Below are 16,606 nucleotides of genomic sequence, written 5' to 3'. Positions count from 1 at the left end.
TGCTCCCCGTTTGATAAAAGCTAATCGACAATAGCCCCGCCGCCGAAATCGAGAGTGCGCAAAGTGTAGTCAGTTATGGAGAGGCGTTGCCTCGTTATGAGGCTATCCCTCCGAGACAGATGAACTTCGTCTCCAGGTATTCATCCAGTCCTTCGGCCGCGCCCTCGCGGCCGAGTCCGGATTCCTTCACGCCGCCGAAGGGGACGGTCTCGTTCGAGAACAATCCTTCGTTGACGCCGACCATGCCTGCATCGAGAGCCTCGGCGACACTCCAGGCGCGGCCGAGGTTCTGGCTGAAGAGATAGGCGGCGAGGCCGAACGGCGTGTCGTTCGCGATGCGGATCGCCTCCTCGTCCGTCTCGAAGCGAATGAGAGCTGCGACGGGGCCGAAGATCTCCTCGTGCACGATGGTCATGTCGGGCGTGACGCCGGTCACGACGCTCGGCTGATAGAAGAGTGGACCGGCAGCAGCCGGGGAGCCGCCGACGATCACTTTCGCGCCCTTGCCGACGGCATCGCGCACGAGGCCATCGACCTTCTTTGCTGCATCCGCGTTGATGAGCGGCCCGATGACGACGCCCGCGTCGCGTCCAGGCCCGACCTTCAGCTTCTTCACCTCGGCGGCCAACGCTTCGGCGAAGCGATCGTAGATGCCGGACTGCACGAGAATTCGGTTCGCGCACACGCAGGTCTGTCCGGCGTTGCGATACTTGGAAGCCATGGCACCGGCGACGGCCTGCTCCAGGTTCGCGTCGTCGAACACGAGGAGCGGCGCGTTTCCGCCAAGCTCCAGCGTGAGCTTCTTGACGTTGCTCGCGCACTGCCGGTAGAGCGCCTTGCCGACCTCCGTCGAGCCGGTGAACGAGAGCTTGCGCACGCGGCTGTCCTCGCACAGCACCTTGCCGACGGCGGGGGCGTTCGCGGTGGTGATCACGTTGAACACGCCGGGCGGCACGCCCGCATCGAGCGCGAGCTTGGCGATGGCGATGGCGCAGAGAGGCGTATCCTCGGCGGGTTTGACGACGACCGTGCAGCCCGCGGCGAGCGCGGGCGCGACCTTGCGGGTGATCATCGCGATCGGGAAGTTCCAAGGCGCGATGGCGGCTACCACGCCGATCGGCTGCTTGATGGTGATGTAGCGCTTGCCGGCTGCCGTCGTCGGGATGGTGCGGCCGTAGGCGCGTTTTCCTTCCTCGGCGAACCACTCGATGAAGGACGCGCCGTAGGCCACCTCGCCGCGCGCTTCGGCGAGCGGCTTGCCCTGCTCGGCCGTCATGAGCTGAGCCAGGTGCTCGGTATCGGCGGTTACGAGATCGAACCAGCGCTTCAGGATCTGAGCGCGCTCCTTGGCCGTCTTCTTCGACCATGCCGGAAGCGCGGCCTCGGCAGCGTCGATGGCCGTTTTCGTTTCGGCGGCACCGAGATCGGGCACGCGGCCGACCTCCGCGCCGGTGGCGGGATCGATCACCGGGAACGTGTCCGGCCCGGTGACCCACTGGCCGCCGATGAGCGCTGCGTTGGGATACCGGGGCGGAGAGGCGTTCATGGTGTTCACCGTCAGAGGAGCGTGATGGAGACCGATTTCAGGTCGGCATACTTATGAAGGGCGTGCAGCGAGCGGTCGCGGCCGAAGCCGGATTGCTTGAAGCCGCCGAAGGGCATCGTGATGTCGCAACTGTCCCAGCCATTGACCCAGACGAGACCGGCGCGAAGCTCGCGGGCGGCGCGATGGGCGAGGCTCACGTCGCGCGTCCAAAGACCGGCGGCCAGCCCGTAAGGCGTGTCGTTGGCGAGCTTCAGCGCTTCGTCGGTGCCGCCGAAGCGCGTGACGGCGAGCACGGGTCCGAACACCTCCTCGCGGGAGAGCGTCGCGGATGGGGCGATGTGATCGAAGACGGTGGGCTCGACGTAGTAGCCGCCGCTTTCGATGCGCGTGCGATTGCCGCCGAGACGGAGCGCGCCGCCTTCGCGGTTTGCTGTATCGATGTAGCGAAGGGCCGTCTTCATCTGCTCGGCGGAGACCATGGCGCCGAAGGCCGTGGCCGGATCGAGCGGGTCTCCCGCGGCGATGGAGCGGGCGACCCCGAGCAGCTTGTCGACGAAGGCGTCGGCGATACTCTCATGGACGAGAAGGCGCGAGGCTGCAGTGCACACCTCGCCCTGATTGTAGAAGATGCCCCAAGCCGCATGGGTGGCCGCCATCTCGAGATCGGGGCAATCGGCGAACACGATATGCGGAGACTTGCCGCCGAGCTCGAGGCTCACGCGCTTCAAGTTGCTTTGCCCGGAGTACTGCATCAGCAGCCGGCCGACCGCGCCCGAGCCCGTGAAGGCAATCATGTCCACGTCGTTGTGGAGCGCGAGTGCCTTGCCCGCCTCTCCACCCATGCCCGGAATGACGTTGAGTACGCCGGGCGGCACGCCTGCTTCGAGCGCAAGCTCGCCGAGCTTCAGGGCGGTGAGGGGGGACTGCTCGGCAGGCTTCAGCACCACCGAGTTTCCCATGGCCAGGGCCGGGGCTACTTTCCACATCGCCATGTGGAGCGGGAAGTTCCACGGCACGATGGCTCCGATGACGCCGAGCGGCTCGTGCACGGCGAAGGAGAAGCGGTCGGGGGTCTCGGGACCCACCTCTCCGTAGATCTTATCGAGCGCTTCGGCGTAGTAGCGAGTGGTGCGGATGGCCTGGGGGATGTCGGCGGCGAGCGTGTTGGAGATCGGCTTGCCGACGTCGAGGCTTTCGAGGACGGCGAGCGTTTCCGTCTCGCGCTCCATGATGTCGGCGAGTTTGAAGAGAATGCGTTTCTTCTCGCGGTAGGGCAGCTTGCGCCAGCGCCCATCCTCGAAGGCCGAGCGCGCGCTTTCGACGGCGATGTCCACGTCGGCTGCGGCGCAGGCGGCGACCTGGTTCAGCACGCGGCCGTCGCGCGGCGATACGTTGTCGAAGGTGATGCCGCTCACGGCCGGCACTTTGTGACCGCCGATGATGGCTTTGCCGGGAAGCGCGAGGGCTTCGGCAATTTTCTGGAAGTGCGCGAGTGAGGTCATGTTACTGCCTCGTGCAACTCTGGCTCATGCAACTCTGGTTCTCATGCCACCTGCGCGTACCAAAGATGGTCGAGCGAGGTGACGATGCGTTCGAAGTTCAGGCGCTCCGTGTTCTTGAGGCGCGCGAAGACGTTCTGGAACTCCACGCCGAAGGCGTCGCGCACGACGGATGAGGTCTCGAAGCGCTCCAGCGCGCTCGCCCAGGTGGTCGGCAGCGGGGTGGCGTCCAGCTCCTCGCTGTTGCCTTGCACCTCGGGGCCGGGGTCGATCTTGTTCGCGATGCCATGGGCCGCTCCGGCAAGGATGGCCGCTATCACGAGATAGGGATTTGCGTCGGCGCCCGCAACGCGGTGCTCGACGCGGGTGCCGGGGCCCTTCTGATCGGGGATGCGCAGCGCCACGGTGCGGTTGTTGAATCCCCAGTGGGCGGCCATCGAGACGTAGCTTTCCGGCACGTAACGGCGGTAGGCGTTGGCGGACTGGGCCCAGATGGTCATGAAATCAGGCATGGTTTCGCGCAGGCCGCCGAGTGCGTGTCGGAACAGCGGAGAGATGGGTTCTCCGGCGAAGACGTTGGCACCGGCCTTGTCGATCAGGCTCATGTGAATGTGCATGCCGGAGCCTGCCCAGTCATGATGCGGCTTGGCCATGAACGTTGCAAACAGGCCGTGGGCGCGGGCGGCGGCCTTCACGGCGCGCTTCAGCAGGAGACCGTCGAGCGCGGCCTGCACCACGTCGTCGCTGTGCTTGAGGTTGATCTCGAACTGGGACGGACCGCTTTCCTGGGTGAGCGCGTCGACCGGAAGGCCCTGGGTCTCGGCGATGCGGTAGATGTCGTCATTGAACGCCTGGAGCGCGTCCATGTCCTCGAACTGGAAGGTGAGGGGGATGTCCGGGTCCTTCGATACGCCGGGGGGCGCTTCGAGCGTGAATGAGCCGCCCGGGCCGGGACAGGTTACGTAGAACTCCAGCTCGACGGCGGCGACGGGCGTATGGCCGTGGGCCTTGAAACGCTCCACCTGCTTCTGAAGAACCAAGCGCGGGTCGAGCGGATCGTCCTTCTCGGGCACGATGACGGCCTGGGCGAAGCGCGTGCCGTCCACGGGAACGGCTCCGAGCGTGCCCGCGAGGATGCGGAAATTGTAGTCCGGATCTCCGGTCGTCCATAGCCGGCCCGTTTCGGCGATGCAGTTGCCGCGCGGGTCCATAATGAACACCGAGCCGGGCATCATCATGCCGCTCTTGGCAACGCCGACGAGATCGCCGCGGCGCAGCCGCTTTCCGCGCGGGTGCCCGTTCGTGTCGAGCACGAACGCATCGATCCACTGCACCGTGGGATTGGCCGCAAGGAAGTCCTTGGCCTCGTCGACCGAGAGAAACCTGTTGCTCATGACGATGAAATCTTTCTGGCCGCGTCGCCAAAGCGCCGGAACAGCTCAATGGAGACGGGATTGTTTTTAGCGTGCCATTCGGGATGCCACTGCACGCCGAGGCAGAACGGATGATCCTTCGGACCGAGCACGGCTTCGACCAGCCCGTCCTCGGCATAGGCCTGCGGACGTAGGCGCTCGGCGAGGCGCGCGATGCCCTGGCCATGGAGGGAGTTGACGATGATCTGGTCCTTGCCGATCCAGGAGCGCAGTTCATCGTCGAGCTTGATCGGATGGGCGGGGCCGAAGCGATCGTCCATCACGAGCTTCGGGTTCTCGCGGTGGTCGTTGAGGTGCGGCTGATCGTGAACGGCCTGATGCAGGCTGCCGCCCATGGCGACGTTCAGCTCCTGATAGCCGCGGCAGATGGCGAACAGCGGGATCTTGTTGTCCACCGCCGTGCGGATGAGCGGGATGGTGACGTTGTCGCGCGCGGGGTCCATGGTCTCGGGGCGAAGCGGGTCCTCCGTGCCGTAGAGGCTCGGATGCACATTGGAGACGCTGCCCGAAAGCAGGATGGCGTCGGCGATTTCGAGAATGGCGCCAATGTCCGTCAGCGCCGTGTCGAGCGGTACGAGCAGCGGCTGGCATTCGGCCACCTCGGCGACTGCCGTGGAGTATTTGCGCCCCACGGCGTCGAAGGTCAGGCCCTCGATGACTTTGGTGTCGGACGGGATAACGACGAGGGGCCGGCTCATGCAGCGATTTCTCCGGCGACGTCGGCGAGCGTGAGATCGAGCGCCTTGCGGATCACGCGCTCGGCCTCCGCGAACTGCTCCTCGCCCCAGATGAGTGGCGGGGCACAGACCATGGTGTCGAAGACGGCGCGCATGATGAAACCTTCGCGGAAGAAGTGGTCGCGGCAGATGAGGCCGACGCGGCCGGGGTTGTCGAAGCGGCGGCGCGTGCGCTTATCGGCGACCAGCTCGATGGCGCCGAGCATGCCGACGGTGCGCACCTCGCCGACGAGCGGGTGGTCCTTGAACTTCTCGAAAACCTTGGCGAGAGCGGGAGCGCCCACCTCGTTCACGCGCTGCACGAGCTTCTCGCGCTCCATGATCTCGAGGTTCTTGAGCGCGACGGCGCACGCCACAGGATGGCCCGAGAAGGTGTAGCCGTGGTTGAAATCGTCGTCGTGGCCCATCAGAGCTTCGACGATGCGGTCGTCGATGAGGAGGCCGGAGAGGGGGATGTATCCCGAGGTCACCGCCTTGGCGAAGGTGATGAGGTTCGGCTTGAGCCCGTAGTAGTCGGACGCAAACCAGGTGCCGAGGCGGCCGAAGCCGGTGATGACCTCGTCGGCCAGGAAGAGGATGCCGTACTTGTCGATGATTTTTTGAACCGCCGGCCAATAGGTGGCGGGCGGGATCTTGACGCCGCCGGCGCCCTGCACAGGCTCGGCCGCGAAGGCCGCGACGTTCTCAGGACCGACGGCCAGGATCTCGTCTTCGAGAGCCTTCGCGGCGCGCAGGCCGAACTCATCGAGGCTTTCGCCGTCCTTGCCTTCGCCGAACCAGTAGGGGTCCATCACGTGGCGGAAGCCTTCATATACCGGATAGCTGTGCTGATGGACGTGGGGCATACCGCCCATCGAGCCCGCCGCAATGGTAGAGCCGTGGTAGGCGTTTTTGCGGGAAATGATAATGCGCCGCTTGGGCTCTCCCTTGAGCGCCCAATAGTGGCGGATGAGGCGGATGGCCGTGTCGTTCGATTCCGATCCCGAGGAGCCGTAGAACACCTGATTGATGTGGGGCGGCGTGATCTCGGCGAGCTTCTGGGAGAGGGCAATGACCGGCGGGTGCGTGGTGCGGAAGAACGTATTGTAAAACGGCAGCTCCAGCATCTGGTCGCGGGCGGCATCCGCCAGCTCGGCGCGGCCGTAGCCGACGTTGGTGGTCCAGAGACCGGCCATGCCGTCGAGGATGCGTTTGCCTTCGCTGTCCCAGATGTAGGGCCCGTCTCCCTTGACGATCACGCGGGCGCCGCCCGCGCGCAGGGACTTGTGGTTGGTGAAGGGATGGAGGTGGTGGAGAGCGTCGAGATCCCTCAGCTCCGTGGTGCTGTTTTTCAGCCTGGTGGTCGACATGGGCGTTTCTCCTGCGGGAGCGGGTCTCAAGGTATCTCCGCTTCTCGTTCGAAAGCTCCGATACCCTGGGAATTGTTTGTGCGGTCGTGCGTCTCTCGGGATGAAATCCGGGCTTCCTCGATCCGGAAGCGCGGGAAGGACGGGCACAAAGCGCCTCAGGCCCCGAGCGGGGGCGTGAATCCAATACGCGCGCAGAGCTCCAGAAGCTCTGTCTTGCGTGTCTTCGCTGCTCGACCGGACAAGGTCACTTTACTTTCTTCCTCGGCCCTGGACCGTACATCGGTGTGTGCCGTACTCTATCCCGTCAGACGCTGAGCAAAAGATGCTCTCGTTCCCACGGGCTGATCACGCGCATGAACTCCTCGAACTCGGATCGCTTGAGCTCAAGGTATACGTGGCAGAAACGTTTGCCCAGAATCTCGTGCAGCTCCGCGCTGTCCTCGAACTCGGTCAGCGCTTCGAGCAGACCGCGCGGAAGCTGATGGTCGTTGCGGTAGGCGTTTCCGACCACCGGCTGGCGCGGCTCGAGACCATTCTTGAGACCCAGATACCCGCACGCGAGGCTCGCGGCAATGGCGAGGTAAGGGTTTGCGTCGGAGCCGGCGAGACGGTTCTCGATGCGGCGCGCGGCGGTCGGCGAGAACGGCACCCTGAGGCCGGCAGAGCGATTGTCGTGGCCCCATTCGACGTTGATGGGGGCGGCGCCGCCCGGCACGAGACGGCGATAGGAGTTCACGTAGGGGGCGAGCAGGCAGGTGGCCGGCGGCAAGTAGCGCTGCTGGCCCGCCAGGAAGTTATAGAAGTGCTTGCTCGGTCCGCCGGTGTCGTCGGTGAAGATATTGCGGCCCGTCTTCGCGTCGACGATGCTCTGGTGAAGGTGCATGGCGCTGCCGGGCTCGTTGGCGAGCGGCTTGGCCATGAAGGTCGCGTAGCAATTGTGCGTGAACGCCGCTTCGCGGATGGTGCGCTTGAACAGGAAGACCTGGTCGGCGAGATCGATCGGATCGCCGTGCAGAAGGTTGATTTCGAGCTGCGCTGCGCCGCCTTCCTGGATGATGGTGTCGATCTTCAGGTACTGGCGCTCGGCGTAGTCGTAGATGTCGTCCACGATCTTGTCGTACTCGTCGACGGCGCCGAGGCTGTAAGCTTGGCGTCCCGCGCCCGCGCGGCCCGAACGGCCCGTCGGCGGCTCCAGCGGATAGTCGGGGTCGGGATTGGTCTTGGTCAGGTAGAATTCGAGCTCGGGCGCGACGACCGGCACCCAGCCCTCCTTGCTGTAGAGATCGAGCACGCGCTTCAAGACCGATCGCGGGGCGATCTCGACGGGATCGCCGTTCTGCCATTTCGCGTCGTGGATCACTTGCGCGGTGGGGCTCGACGCCCATGGCGCGGGGCGAATGGTCGTGAGGTCGGGCACCATCATCAGGTCGCTCTCGGCATAGAGCACCTGGCCGTCCTCCTCAAACCCCACATAGTCGCCGGTGATGGTCTGGTGGAAGATCGAGATCGGCAGGTGCACGGCATCGAGCTTCACGAATTTGCCGGCGGGCATCGTCTTGCCGCGCGCCACGCCCGCGATATCGGGGACTGCGCAGTCCACTTCCTCAATGCGGTGATGGTTGAGCCAGGCGCGCAAGTGCTCGGGCTCCGTTCCGACGCTGAATGTTTCGCCGGTTAGCCCTGCCATCGATCCGTTGTCGGCCGACATGATGCACCTTGTTTCAGAGGACGCGTGTTCCGTGGCCGGGGCGCACGCCGACCCATGCGACGAGGCGGATGCCTCACCTCAAATGGTGGCGCCGCAGGACGGACTGGGCGTCATTCGGCAACAATGTGATCACAAAAGGCGCGCAAACTCAAGCGCCGCGCGGTGCCGGATTGGCTAATGGGGGGAGGCCTTGATAGTTCAAATCGTTAAGTCGAGCGCTTCAAGACGGCTTCGCCGATGAAGTTCATGCCCTGGCTGATATCGGCGGCGATCGCTGCTTTCAGACCCTTACGGTCGCGCCGCTCCAGGGCGGCGATGGCAGCCTGATGGTGATCCTCCAGGGTGGACGTTCCGATGCACCCGTAGGCCATGCGCATGAACGGGCCGAACTGAAGCCAGATGCTTTCCACGAGAGCCATAAGCGTATCGGCGCAGGCCCGCTCGTAGATGGCAAAATGGAAGCGGTAATTGCTCTGCATGTAGCCGTCCACGTCGCCGACGGCCATGGCGCGGTCAACCGCCTGGTCGAGAGTGGTGATCTGGCGGATCTCGGCACGCCCGATGCGGTCCATGGCGCGCGCGGCCAGCTCCGGCTCCAAAGTTTTGCGGGAAAATACAATCTGCTCGAAGGTCTCGGTCGTCATCGGAGGTACCAGGACGCGCCGGTTGTCCTGCATCTTGAGAGCCCGCTCGGCAATGAGGCGGCGGACTGCCTCACGAATAGGCATAGGACTTACGCCCATGTCCTCCGCGAGGCCGCGCAGGGTGACCGCGCTGCCGGGAAGAAAGCCGCCGAACAGGATGCGGTCTCGCAAGCCGCGATAGACGTTCTCGTGCGTTGTCACGCTTGTGTTACCGAGGGCAGCAGGCAGGCGTCCGTGACCTGCAGCGCTCGCGCGGGCGAGCGTTTTTTTGGGTGCGGCCGTTATGTGGCGCTGCGACATCGAACTCGTCGTCACCTCACGCTCGCAGAGCTTTCGTCCGTACCCATTGCAGGCGCGGACACCCGTGTTCGGCAGTGCGAAAGAGCGGCGCCCAGCCGAACCAAGCGGGTTGCCATCAGGAAATACTTGTAGCGCGCGATTATTGTGATCACAATAGAGCGGTCAAGGTCTGCGGCCAAAGCCGAGCGCGCGGTCCTTCAACCGTTCGGGCAATGGCTCCCCAGGGAGGAAGTCGAATGATCACACTTGCAGGCATCCGCGCACCAATCGCGGGCACCATCGCGCTGGCGGCGCTCTTGGCCGGTGGGGCAGCCTTGGCCGCAGATCGGGAGGTCCGGGTCTACAACTGGTCGGACTATATCGATGAGGAGATTCTCACCGAGTTCACCAAGGAGACCGGCATCAAGGTCATCTACGACGTTTTCGACAGCAATGAGGTGCTGGAGACGAAGCTGCTGGCGGGCGGCACGGGATACGACGTTGTGGTGCCTACGGGGCCGTTCCTCTCGCGCCAGATCGGCGCGGGCGTGTTCCAGAAGCTCGACAAGTCCAAGCTTCCCAACCTCAAGAACATGTGGCCGGAGATCTCGAAGCGCACGGCGATTTACGACCCGGGCAACGATTACTCGATCAACTACATGTGGGGCACCACGGCGATCGGCTACAACGAGGGGAAGATCAAGGAGCGGATGGCCGATGCTCCGATCAACTCGTGGGACATCTTCTTCAAGCCGGAGATCCTCGCCAAGTTCAAGGATTGCGGCATCCACGTGCTCGACGCGCCGGATGATGTGCTGCCGGCGGTGCTGAACTATCTGGGCCTCGATCCCAACAGCTCCAACCCCGACGACATCAAGAAGGCGGGCGAGCTCGTCGAGAAGATCCGCCCGAACATCCAGAAGTTCCATTCCTCCGAATACATCAATGCGCTCGCCAACGGCGACATCTGCCTCGCGATCGGTTATTCGGGCGATATCTTGCAGGCGCGCGACCGCGCAGAGGAAGCCAAGAACGGCCAGACCATAGCTTTCTCGCTGCCCAAGGAAGGCGCGCAGATGTGGTTCGACCAGCTTGCCATCCCGGCCGACGCCAAGCACGTGGAGGAAGCGCACATCTTCCTCAACTATCTGATGAAGCCCGAGGTGATCGCGAAGGCGTCGAACTACTCGAACTACGCCAACGGTAACCTCGCCTCGCAGGAGTTCCTCGACGAGGGCGTGAAGGGCGACACCTCCATTTATCCGGACGCGGAGACCATGGGGCGCCTGTTCGTCAAGACATCCTACGATGCCAAGACGCAACGCCTCGTGACGCGAACCTGGACGAAAATCGTCACTGGACAGTAACGACGTCGCGCCGCGCCCGGGACCTGCTCCCGGGCGCGGCCTTCTTTCAGGGCTGGGTGAGGGTGCCCGTGGCGGTCTCACCGGAGGAACATCGAGGATCGCCATCATGAGTGAGACTCAAGCGCTCGGCGCATCGCCAACCGCCACGCCAGGGGCAGGTCCGACGCGGGCCACGGTTCGCACGCCTGCCCCGCAATCCGGTTTCGCGCCATGGAAGGATCCTTCGAAGTCGCCAATCGTGCGCTTCGAGAACATCGTGAAACGGTTCGGAGACTTCGTCGCGGTCAAGGAGTGCACGCTCGACATCTACGAGCGTGAGTTCTTCGCCCTGCTTGGCCCGTCTGGCTGCGGAAAGACAACGCTTCTGCGCATGCTTGCGGGCTTCGAGAAGCCCACCAGCGGACGCATTCTCGTTGCCGGCGAGGACATCACGGAGCTCGCGCCCTACGAGCGGCCGGTCAACATGATGTTCCAGTCGTACGCGCTCTTTCCGCACATGACGGTGGAGCAGAATATCGGCTTCGGCCTCAAGCAGGAGGGAATGCCGAAGGATGCTATCGCGGCCCGCGTCGAGGAAGCGATGGCGATGCTCGAGCTTTCGCGCTTCGGCAAGCGCAAGCCGCATCAGCTTTCGGGCGGGCAGCAGCAGCGCGTGGCGCTGGCTCGGGCCATCGCCAAGAAGCCGCGTATCGTGCTGCTCGACGAGCCGCTGGGCGCGCTCGACAAGCGGTTGCGTCAGCAGGCGCAGTTTGAGCTGATGCGAATTCAGGAGACGACCGGCACGACGTTCATCATCGTCACCCACGATCAGGAAGAGGCGATGACGGTGTCGTCGCGGATCGCGGTGATGGATCACGGCCAATTCATGCAGGTGGCTACGCCCGGCGACATCTACGAGGCGCCGAACTCGCGCTATGTGGCGAACTTCATCGGTGACGTGAACCTGTTCGAGGGCAAGGTCGTGCGCGTGGCGGACGGATTTGTCGAGATAGACTGGGGGCCGGGGCTCGCCCGGTTCAAGTCGGTTGCACCGGAGGGCTGCGTCGCCGATCAGCAGATTTGGCTGGCGCTGCGTCCGGAGAAAGTTCGCATCGCCTTCGAGAAGCCGTCGGAAGCCAGCAACGCCGTGCCGGGGAAGGTTGTGGACGTGGGCTATCTCGGGTCTATTTCGCACTACCACGTTGAGCTGGCGAACGGTCAGCGGGTGAGGGCGTTGCGCGCAAACTCTGCGCGCACGGTGGCGCGCACGATTAACTGGGAGGACAGCGTCTGGCTCGAATGGCCGCCTGAAACGGGCATCGTGCTCACTCGCTAATCCCGTTGCCCGCTGCTTTCGATCCCTCGAGGAGAAACGTCCATGCGCCGCTGGCTTCTGATCTCGGTGCCTTACCTCTGGCTCCTGGTCTTCTTCCTCGTTCCGTTCTTCATCGTCTTCAAGATCTCGCTTTCCGACATCGCGACGGCCATCCCGCCCTATACGCCGACATTCGACTGGTCGCAGGGGCTGTCTGGGATCGGGACGTTCCTCTCGCAGCTCGATTTCGAGAACTACTTCTTCATTTTCGAAGACCCCCTCTATTTGAACGCTTACTGGTCGGCGCTCACCATCGCCGCGATCTCGACGTTCCTGACGCTGCTCATCGCCTATCCCATCGCCTACGGCATGGCGCGGGCGCCGAAGGAATGGCAGCCGACGCTGGTGATGCTCGTCATCCTGCCGTTCTGGACCTCGTTCCTGATCCGCGTCTATGCGTGGATCGGCATCCTGAAGAAGGAGGGGCTGCTCAATCTGTTCCTGATGAACCTCGGCATCATCAGCGAGCCGCTGACCATTCTCAACACGACGACGGCGGTCTACATCGGCATCGTCTATTCCTACCTGCCGTTCATGATCCTGCCGCTCTACGCGAGCCTCGAGAAGATCAATCCGTCGCTGCTCGAAGCGGCGGAGGATCTCGGGTCGCCGCCGTGGAAGGCCTTCTGGCAGGTGACGTTCCCGCTCTCCATTCCCGGCGTGCTGGCTGGGTGCTTCCTCGTGTTCATTCCGGCGACGGGCGAGTTCGTCATTCCCGACCTGCTCGGTGGCTCGGATACGCTGATGATCGGCAAGACGCTCTGGAACGAGTTCTTCAACAACCGCGATTGGCCGGTCTCGTCGGCGGTGGCCGTGGTGCTGCTGCTGGTTCTCGTGGTGCCGATCGTCCTCTTCCAGCGTAACCAGGAAAAGCAGCGGGAGGCCGGGCGATGAGACGCTTCAGCTGGTTCAACGCCACCTCGATCGCGCTGGGGTTCGCGTTCCTCTACATCCCGATCCTCCTGCTGGTGATCTACAGCTTCAACGAGTCGAAGCTCGTCACGGTGTGGGGCGGCTGGTCGACGAAATGGTACTCGAGCCTGCTCCAGAACGAGGGGCTCCTGTCGGCCGCGTGGGTCACGCTGCGGGTCGCGGTGGTGTCGTCAACGCTCGCGACGATCCTCGGGACGCTGGCCGCGATCGTGCTGGTGCGAATCGGACGTTTCCCGGGGCGCACGCTGTTCTCGGGGCTCATCTTCGCGCCGCTGGTCATGCCAGAGGTGATCACCGGTCTCTCGCTGCTGCTCCTGTTCGTGGCGATGAACGTGGATCGCGGCTTCTGGACGGTGGTGATTGCGCACGCGACGTTTTCGATGTGCTTCGCAGCCGTGGTGGTTCAGGCGCGCCTCTACGATTTCGATAAGTCCGTCGAGGAGGCGGCGATGGATCTCGGCGCGCCGCCGGTGAAGACGTTCCTGCAGGTGACGCTGCCGATCATCGCGCCTTCGGTGATCTCCGCGTGGCTCTTGTCGTTCACGCTGTCGCTGGACGACCTCGTGATCGCGAGCTTCGCGACAGGGCCGGGCGCGACCACGCTGCCGATGAAGATCTACAGCCAGGTTCGCCTCGGCGTCACGCCGGAGATCAACGCGGTCTCCACGATCATGATCGGGCTCGTCACAATCGGCGTGATCTTCGCGTCCTATACGACGAAGCGGGCGAGCGCGCGCCAGGAGCGCGAGATGAAGGCCGTAGACGCGGGCGCGAAATAGAAAAGGCGGAACGGGCAGGGCGGGTGAAGGTTAGACTTGTGGACCATTTGAACCATCATCCAAACATTCTAGAACGGCCTTCATGTCAGCGACCCACATCAACTCCTACTATGCCGCCACGGCGAACGAGGACTCGTGCCATCCCGTGTTGCAAGGCACGGTGCGCGCCGACGTCTGTGTGATCGGCGGCGGCTTTTCGGGCATCTCGACGGCGCTCAGCCTCGCCGAGCGCGGCTACAGCGTGGTGGTGCTCGAGGGCGCGCGCGTGGGTTGGGGCGCCTCGGGCCGCAACGGCGGGCAGATGATCGCTGGCATCAGCGGCGAGCATCGCATCGAGAGCCAGCTCGGCGAGGCCGGGCGGCGGCTTCTGGCGGACATCCGCTATCTCGGCCACGACATCATTGAGGATCGGATCCGGCGCTATCAGATTGCGTGCGATCTCAAACATGGCTGGGCGGAAGTGGCCGCGCGCCCGCGCCATATGAGCGGGTTGCGCTCCTACGTCGAAGCGCGGCAGGCGGCGGGCGACGGCGATCAGCTCGAGCTGGTCGAGGCCGAACGCGTGAGCGACGTGATCGGCTCGCGCCTCTATCACGGCGCGATGATCGACCGGCGCAGCGGGCATCTGCATCCTCTCAACCTCTGTCTCGGAGAGGCGCGGGCCGCAGCGGGGCTCGGCGTCAAGATATTCGAGGAATCGGCCGTGATCGGCTTTGGGGGCGGTGCGAAGCCATACGCGGATACGGCGCACGGGCGCGTCGAGGCTACGTCCATCGTGCTCGCCGGCTATTCGGATCCCGCTTTCCAGCGGGGGCTGCTCAACGGTCTGTTGTTTCCGACCGGAAGCTACATCGTGGCCACCGAGCCGCTGCCCGAGCGTGTGGCGAAGGAGATCAGCCCGCAGGACCTCGCCATCGCGGACAGCAATGTCGTGCTCGACTATTTCCGGCTTTCGGCGGACCGGCGCCTCTTGTTCGGCGGGCGCTGCAACTATTCGAACCGCGATCCGCGCGATATCCGCGAGACGCTGCGGCCACGTATGGTGGAGGTGTTTCCGCAGCTCCAGGGCGTGGCACTCGATTATGCGTGGGGCGGCAAGATCGACATCGTGCTGACGCGCGTTCCGGCCATCGGCCGGCTCGAGCCGAACGTCTACTATATGCAGGGCTATTGCGGGCACGGCGTGAACGCGACGCACATCGCAGGGCAGATCGTGGCCGATGCGATCTCGGGGACGATGGAGCGGCTCGATCTGTTCGAGCGTATCCGGCACGTGCGGCTGCCGGTGGGGCAGTTTCTCGGCAACCAGATGCTGGCGCTTGGAATGCTCTATTACCGGCTGCGCGATCTGATTTGAGGCTTTGCACATGAGAAAGGCGCGCCGTGGAGATCATCCACGGCGCGCCTTCTGTATCTCAGCCGTTCGCTCCTAGCCGATGGTCGCGGACTTTTCGAGCAGCTTGGCAACGGCCAAGTTGGCCTTGGAGATGGCTTCATCGCAGGCCACGTAGGCCGGGGTTGCGGCGGCCCAATTGCGGTTGCGAACCTCGTCCACCATCTTGGTGGCCTGGGTCTGGGCCGTCGCGAGGGCCGACGAAAGGTCGGACGCCAGCGCGGAGCCGCTGCCGGTGGCCTTGCAGATCTCGTCCGCCTCGGCGAGGACGCCGGTGTGGGCGAGGAGCGGAGCGGAGGCGGGCGCGGCGACTGCGCCGAGGAGGATCTGGGCGAGCTGGCGTTTCCAAGAGAGTGTCTCGGCGCCGACGCGGATGAGAGCGGGGCAGCGAACCGGAAGCTCTGCGGTCTCGAAGGCCTTGCGGAGCGTGCCTTCGCAATCCTCGAGGCGCTTGCCGATCTTCTGGACCTCGTCCTTGCTCTTGGCGGCCTTCTCGGAGATGCGGACGACGTTCTGCGTGATTTCTGTGGTCGCTGCGCGCTGCTGCTCGAGAACGTTCGAGAGACCGCGGATGCGCTCGGCGACCTCGGCTACCTCGTCGCCCATGCTTTCGATGATCGTGCCGACCTGAGTCACGACGGCGCTGCCGGAGGTGACGGACTTCAGGCTGTCGGCGACGGCGTGGCGGATCTCGCGCATTTCGCGGGTGAGCGCTTCGACGCGCGAGCGGATCTCCTGCGTCGCCTTTCCGGTTTCGACGGAGAGCGTCTTCACCTCGGCGGCGACGACGGCGAACCCGCGTCCGGCTTCACCGGCGCGTGCAGCCTCGATGGTCGCGTTGAGAGCGAGCAGATTGGTCTGGCGTGCGATGGAGTCGATCGAAGTCGCCATCTCGCCGATCTGATCGACGGCGCTCTGCAGCACCGAGACCTGCTCGCCGATCTTGCTCGACTGGCCCTGGATGTTGTTCATCGCCTCGACGGCGGCGCGGCTGTCGTTGATGCAGCTGCGCATCGTATCGCGGGCGTTCTCGGTCTGGGTGGCGCTCGATGCGGACACGGTCGAGAGTTCGGCGATGGAGGCGGCCATCTCTTCGACGGCGCTCGAGATGGAAACTGTGGACTGGGCGACTTCGCTGAAGTCGTGCGAGAGCCAGCCGATATTGATGGAGGCCTCGCAGGCTTCCTTGCCGAGATCGTTGGCCAGCAGCAACTGATTGGTGTTGGCGGATTTGACCAGGCGTACGAGGCGGTTAAGAGTGTTGCCGAGCGCGCCGTCCAAGGGAACGTTAGCCGTAAGCTTGGAGCGGATCAGGGTTTCGAGCGCTTCGACGAGATGCTGCTCGGAGTGACCTGCGGGAGCATCTGATTGGACGGCGATGCGGTCTTTGGAATCGCCGGGGCGGCGCATTGCAAACACTGAATTTCTCCTTGGCGTAGGTGACGGATGCCATCCATTTGCACCGGAAGCGCAAGCTCCCGGCGATTTTGGCGGACTATTCTGAGAACACCGTTCCTATAAAATTAGATGTCAGCCGTTAAAGGGCGCTTAAGCGGACGGCTGATGCCTTACATTTTGTAAGACA

The 16,606-nt window shown here is 64.1% G+C and carries 13 protein-coding genes; 5 read left to right on the top strand and 8 right to left on the bottom strand.

Annotation, left to right across the window (positions count from 1 at the left end; genetic code table 11):
• Window positions 1-94: 94 nt before the first annotated feature.
• The 7 genes from F812_RS0120795 to F812_RS0120765 all read right to left on the bottom strand — a co-directional run bounded on the left by F812_RS0120795 (window position 95) and on the right by F812_RS0120765 (window position 9,231).
• Window positions 95-1,546, bottom strand: coding sequence for an NAD-dependent succinate-semialdehyde dehydrogenase (locus F812_RS0120795; RefSeq protein WP_020087917.1), 1,452 nt, complete (start codon window positions 1,544-1,546; stop codon window positions 95-97).
• Window positions 1,547-1,557: 11 nt separating this feature from the next.
• Entirely contained in the window at window positions 1,558-3,048 is a 1,491-nt protein-coding gene (locus F812_RS0120790) for an aldehyde dehydrogenase (RefSeq protein WP_020087916.1), read from the bottom strand.
• Between the two features lie 41 nt (window positions 3,049-3,089).
• Window positions 3,090-4,439 carry a glutamine synthetase family protein gene (locus F812_RS0120785; protein WP_020087915.1) on the bottom strand — a complete coding sequence of 450 codons (1,350 nt, stop codon included), beginning with the start codon at window positions 4,437-4,439 and terminating at the stop codon, window positions 3,090-3,092.
• Window positions 4,436-5,176 (bottom strand): gamma-glutamyl-gamma-aminobutyrate hydrolase family protein, encoded by a 741-nt coding sequence (locus F812_RS0120780; RefSeq protein ID WP_020087914.1) that lies wholly within the window; start codon window positions 5,174-5,176, stop codon window positions 4,436-4,438. Before F812_RS0120780 ends, F812_RS0120785 begins: the two co-directional genes overlap by 4 nt.
• Window positions 5,173-6,564: an aspartate aminotransferase family protein gene (locus tag F812_RS0120775; protein WP_020087913.1), complete on the bottom strand. Its 1,392-nt coding sequence runs from the start codon at window positions 6,562-6,564 to the stop codon at window positions 5,173-5,175. The genes F812_RS0120780 and F812_RS0120775 overlap by 4 nt, the downstream gene beginning before the upstream one ends.
• Window positions 6,565-6,868: 304 nt before the next feature.
• Complete coding sequence (locus F812_RS0120770) at window positions 6,869-8,272, bottom strand: glutamine synthetase family protein (RefSeq protein WP_020087912.1); 1,404 nt, start codon at window positions 8,270-8,272, stop codon at window positions 6,869-6,871.
• 206 nt (window positions 8,273-8,478) lie between these two features.
• Entirely contained in the window at window positions 8,479-9,231 is a 753-nt protein-coding gene (locus tag F812_RS0120765) for a GntR family transcriptional regulator (protein ID WP_198011251.1), read from the bottom strand.
• A 221-nt stretch (window positions 9,232-9,452) separates the two neighbouring features.
• Here F812_RS0120765 and F812_RS0120760 point away from each other — a divergent pair, with 221 nt between their 5' ends.
• From F812_RS0120760 to F812_RS0120740, 5 genes are all read left to right on the top strand, one after another.
• On the top strand, window positions 9,453-10,562 hold the full coding sequence (locus tag F812_RS0120760; protein ID WP_020087910.1) for a polyamine ABC transporter substrate-binding protein: 1,110 nt from the start codon (window positions 9,453-9,455) through the stop codon (window positions 10,560-10,562).
• Window positions 10,563-10,668: 106 nt separating this feature from the next.
• Window positions 10,669-11,877, top strand: a complete 1,209-nt coding sequence (locus F812_RS0120755) for an ABC transporter ATP-binding protein (protein WP_020087909.1) — start codon at window positions 10,669-10,671, stop codon at window positions 11,875-11,877.
• 42 nt (window positions 11,878-11,919) lie between these two features.
• On the top strand, window positions 11,920-12,810 hold the full coding sequence (locus F812_RS0120750; protein WP_020087908.1) for an ABC transporter permease subunit: 891 nt from the start codon (window positions 11,920-11,922) through the stop codon (window positions 12,808-12,810).
• Window positions 12,807-13,628 carry an ABC transporter permease gene (locus tag F812_RS0120745; protein WP_020087907.1) on the top strand — a complete coding sequence of 274 codons (822 nt, stop codon included), beginning with the start codon at window positions 12,807-12,809 and terminating at the stop codon, window positions 13,626-13,628. The genes F812_RS0120750 and F812_RS0120745 overlap by 4 nt, the downstream gene beginning before the upstream one ends.
• Before the next feature lie 82 nt (window positions 13,629-13,710).
• Window positions 13,711-14,985, top strand: a complete 1,275-nt coding sequence (locus tag F812_RS0120740) for an NAD(P)/FAD-dependent oxidoreductase (protein ID WP_020087906.1) — start codon at window positions 13,711-13,713, stop codon at window positions 14,983-14,985.
• Between the two features lie 72 nt (window positions 14,986-15,057).
• Here F812_RS0120740 and F812_RS24930 read toward each other — a convergent pair whose 3' ends face one another.
• Window positions 15,058-16,431 (bottom strand): methyl-accepting chemotaxis protein, encoded by a 1,374-nt coding sequence (locus F812_RS24930; protein WP_020087905.1) that lies wholly within the window; start codon window positions 16,429-16,431, stop codon window positions 15,058-15,060.
• Window positions 16,432-16,606: the final 175 nt, after the last annotated feature.

The sequence above is a fragment of the Hyphomicrobium zavarzinii ATCC 27496 genome (genome assembly GCF_000383415.1).
In the GTDB taxonomy this organism is placed as follows: domain Bacteria; phylum Pseudomonadota; class Alphaproteobacteria; order Rhizobiales; family Hyphomicrobiaceae; genus Hyphomicrobium_C; species Hyphomicrobium_C zavarzinii.
Note: the sequence above shows the minus strand (reverse complement) of the source record. Positions and strands in the feature narration are given on the sequence as shown.

Excerpts from the sequence above, each read along its gene's own strand:
- F812_RS0120755 (WP_020087909.1), top strand. The coding sequence starts at position 10,669 with ATGAGTGAGACTCAAGCGCTCGGCGCATCGCCAACCGCCACGCCAGGG.
- F812_RS0120790 (WP_020087916.1), bottom strand. The coding sequence starts at position 3,048 with ATGACCTCACTCGCGCACTTCCAGAAAATTGCCGAAGCCCTCGCGCTT.
- F812_RS0120770 (WP_020087912.1), bottom strand. The coding sequence starts at position 8,272 with ATGTCGGCCGACAACGGATCGATGGCAGGGCTAACCGGCGAAACATTC.
- F812_RS0120795 (WP_020087917.1), bottom strand. The coding sequence starts at position 1,546 with ATGAACGCCTCTCCGCCCCGGTATCCCAACGCAGCGCTCATCGGCGGC.
- F812_RS0120785 (WP_020087915.1), bottom strand. The coding sequence starts at position 4,439 with ATGAGCAACAGGTTTCTCTCGGTCGACGAGGCCAAGGACTTCCTTGCG.
- F812_RS24930 (WP_020087905.1), bottom strand. The coding sequence starts at position 16,431 with ATGCGCCGCCCCGGCGATTCCAAAGACCGCATCGCCGTCCAATCAGAT.
- F812_RS0120740 (WP_020087906.1), top strand. The coding sequence starts at position 13,711 with ATGTCAGCGACCCACATCAACTCCTACTATGCCGCCACGGCGAACGAG.
- F812_RS0120780 (WP_020087914.1), bottom strand. The coding sequence starts at position 5,176 with ATGAGCCGGCCCCTCGTCGTTATCCCGTCCGACACCAAAGTCATCGAG.
- F812_RS0120775 (WP_020087913.1), bottom strand. The coding sequence starts at position 6,564 with ATGTCGACCACCAGGCTGAAAAACAGCACCACGGAGCTGAGGGATCTC.
- F812_RS0120760 (WP_020087910.1), top strand. The coding sequence starts at position 9,453 with ATGATCACACTTGCAGGCATCCGCGCACCAATCGCGGGCACCATCGCG.
- F812_RS0120745 (WP_020087907.1), top strand. The coding sequence starts at position 12,807 with ATGAGACGCTTCAGCTGGTTCAACGCCACCTCGATCGCGCTGGGGTTC.
- F812_RS0120750 (WP_020087908.1), top strand. The coding sequence starts at position 11,920 with ATGCGCCGCTGGCTTCTGATCTCGGTGCCTTACCTCTGGCTCCTGGTC.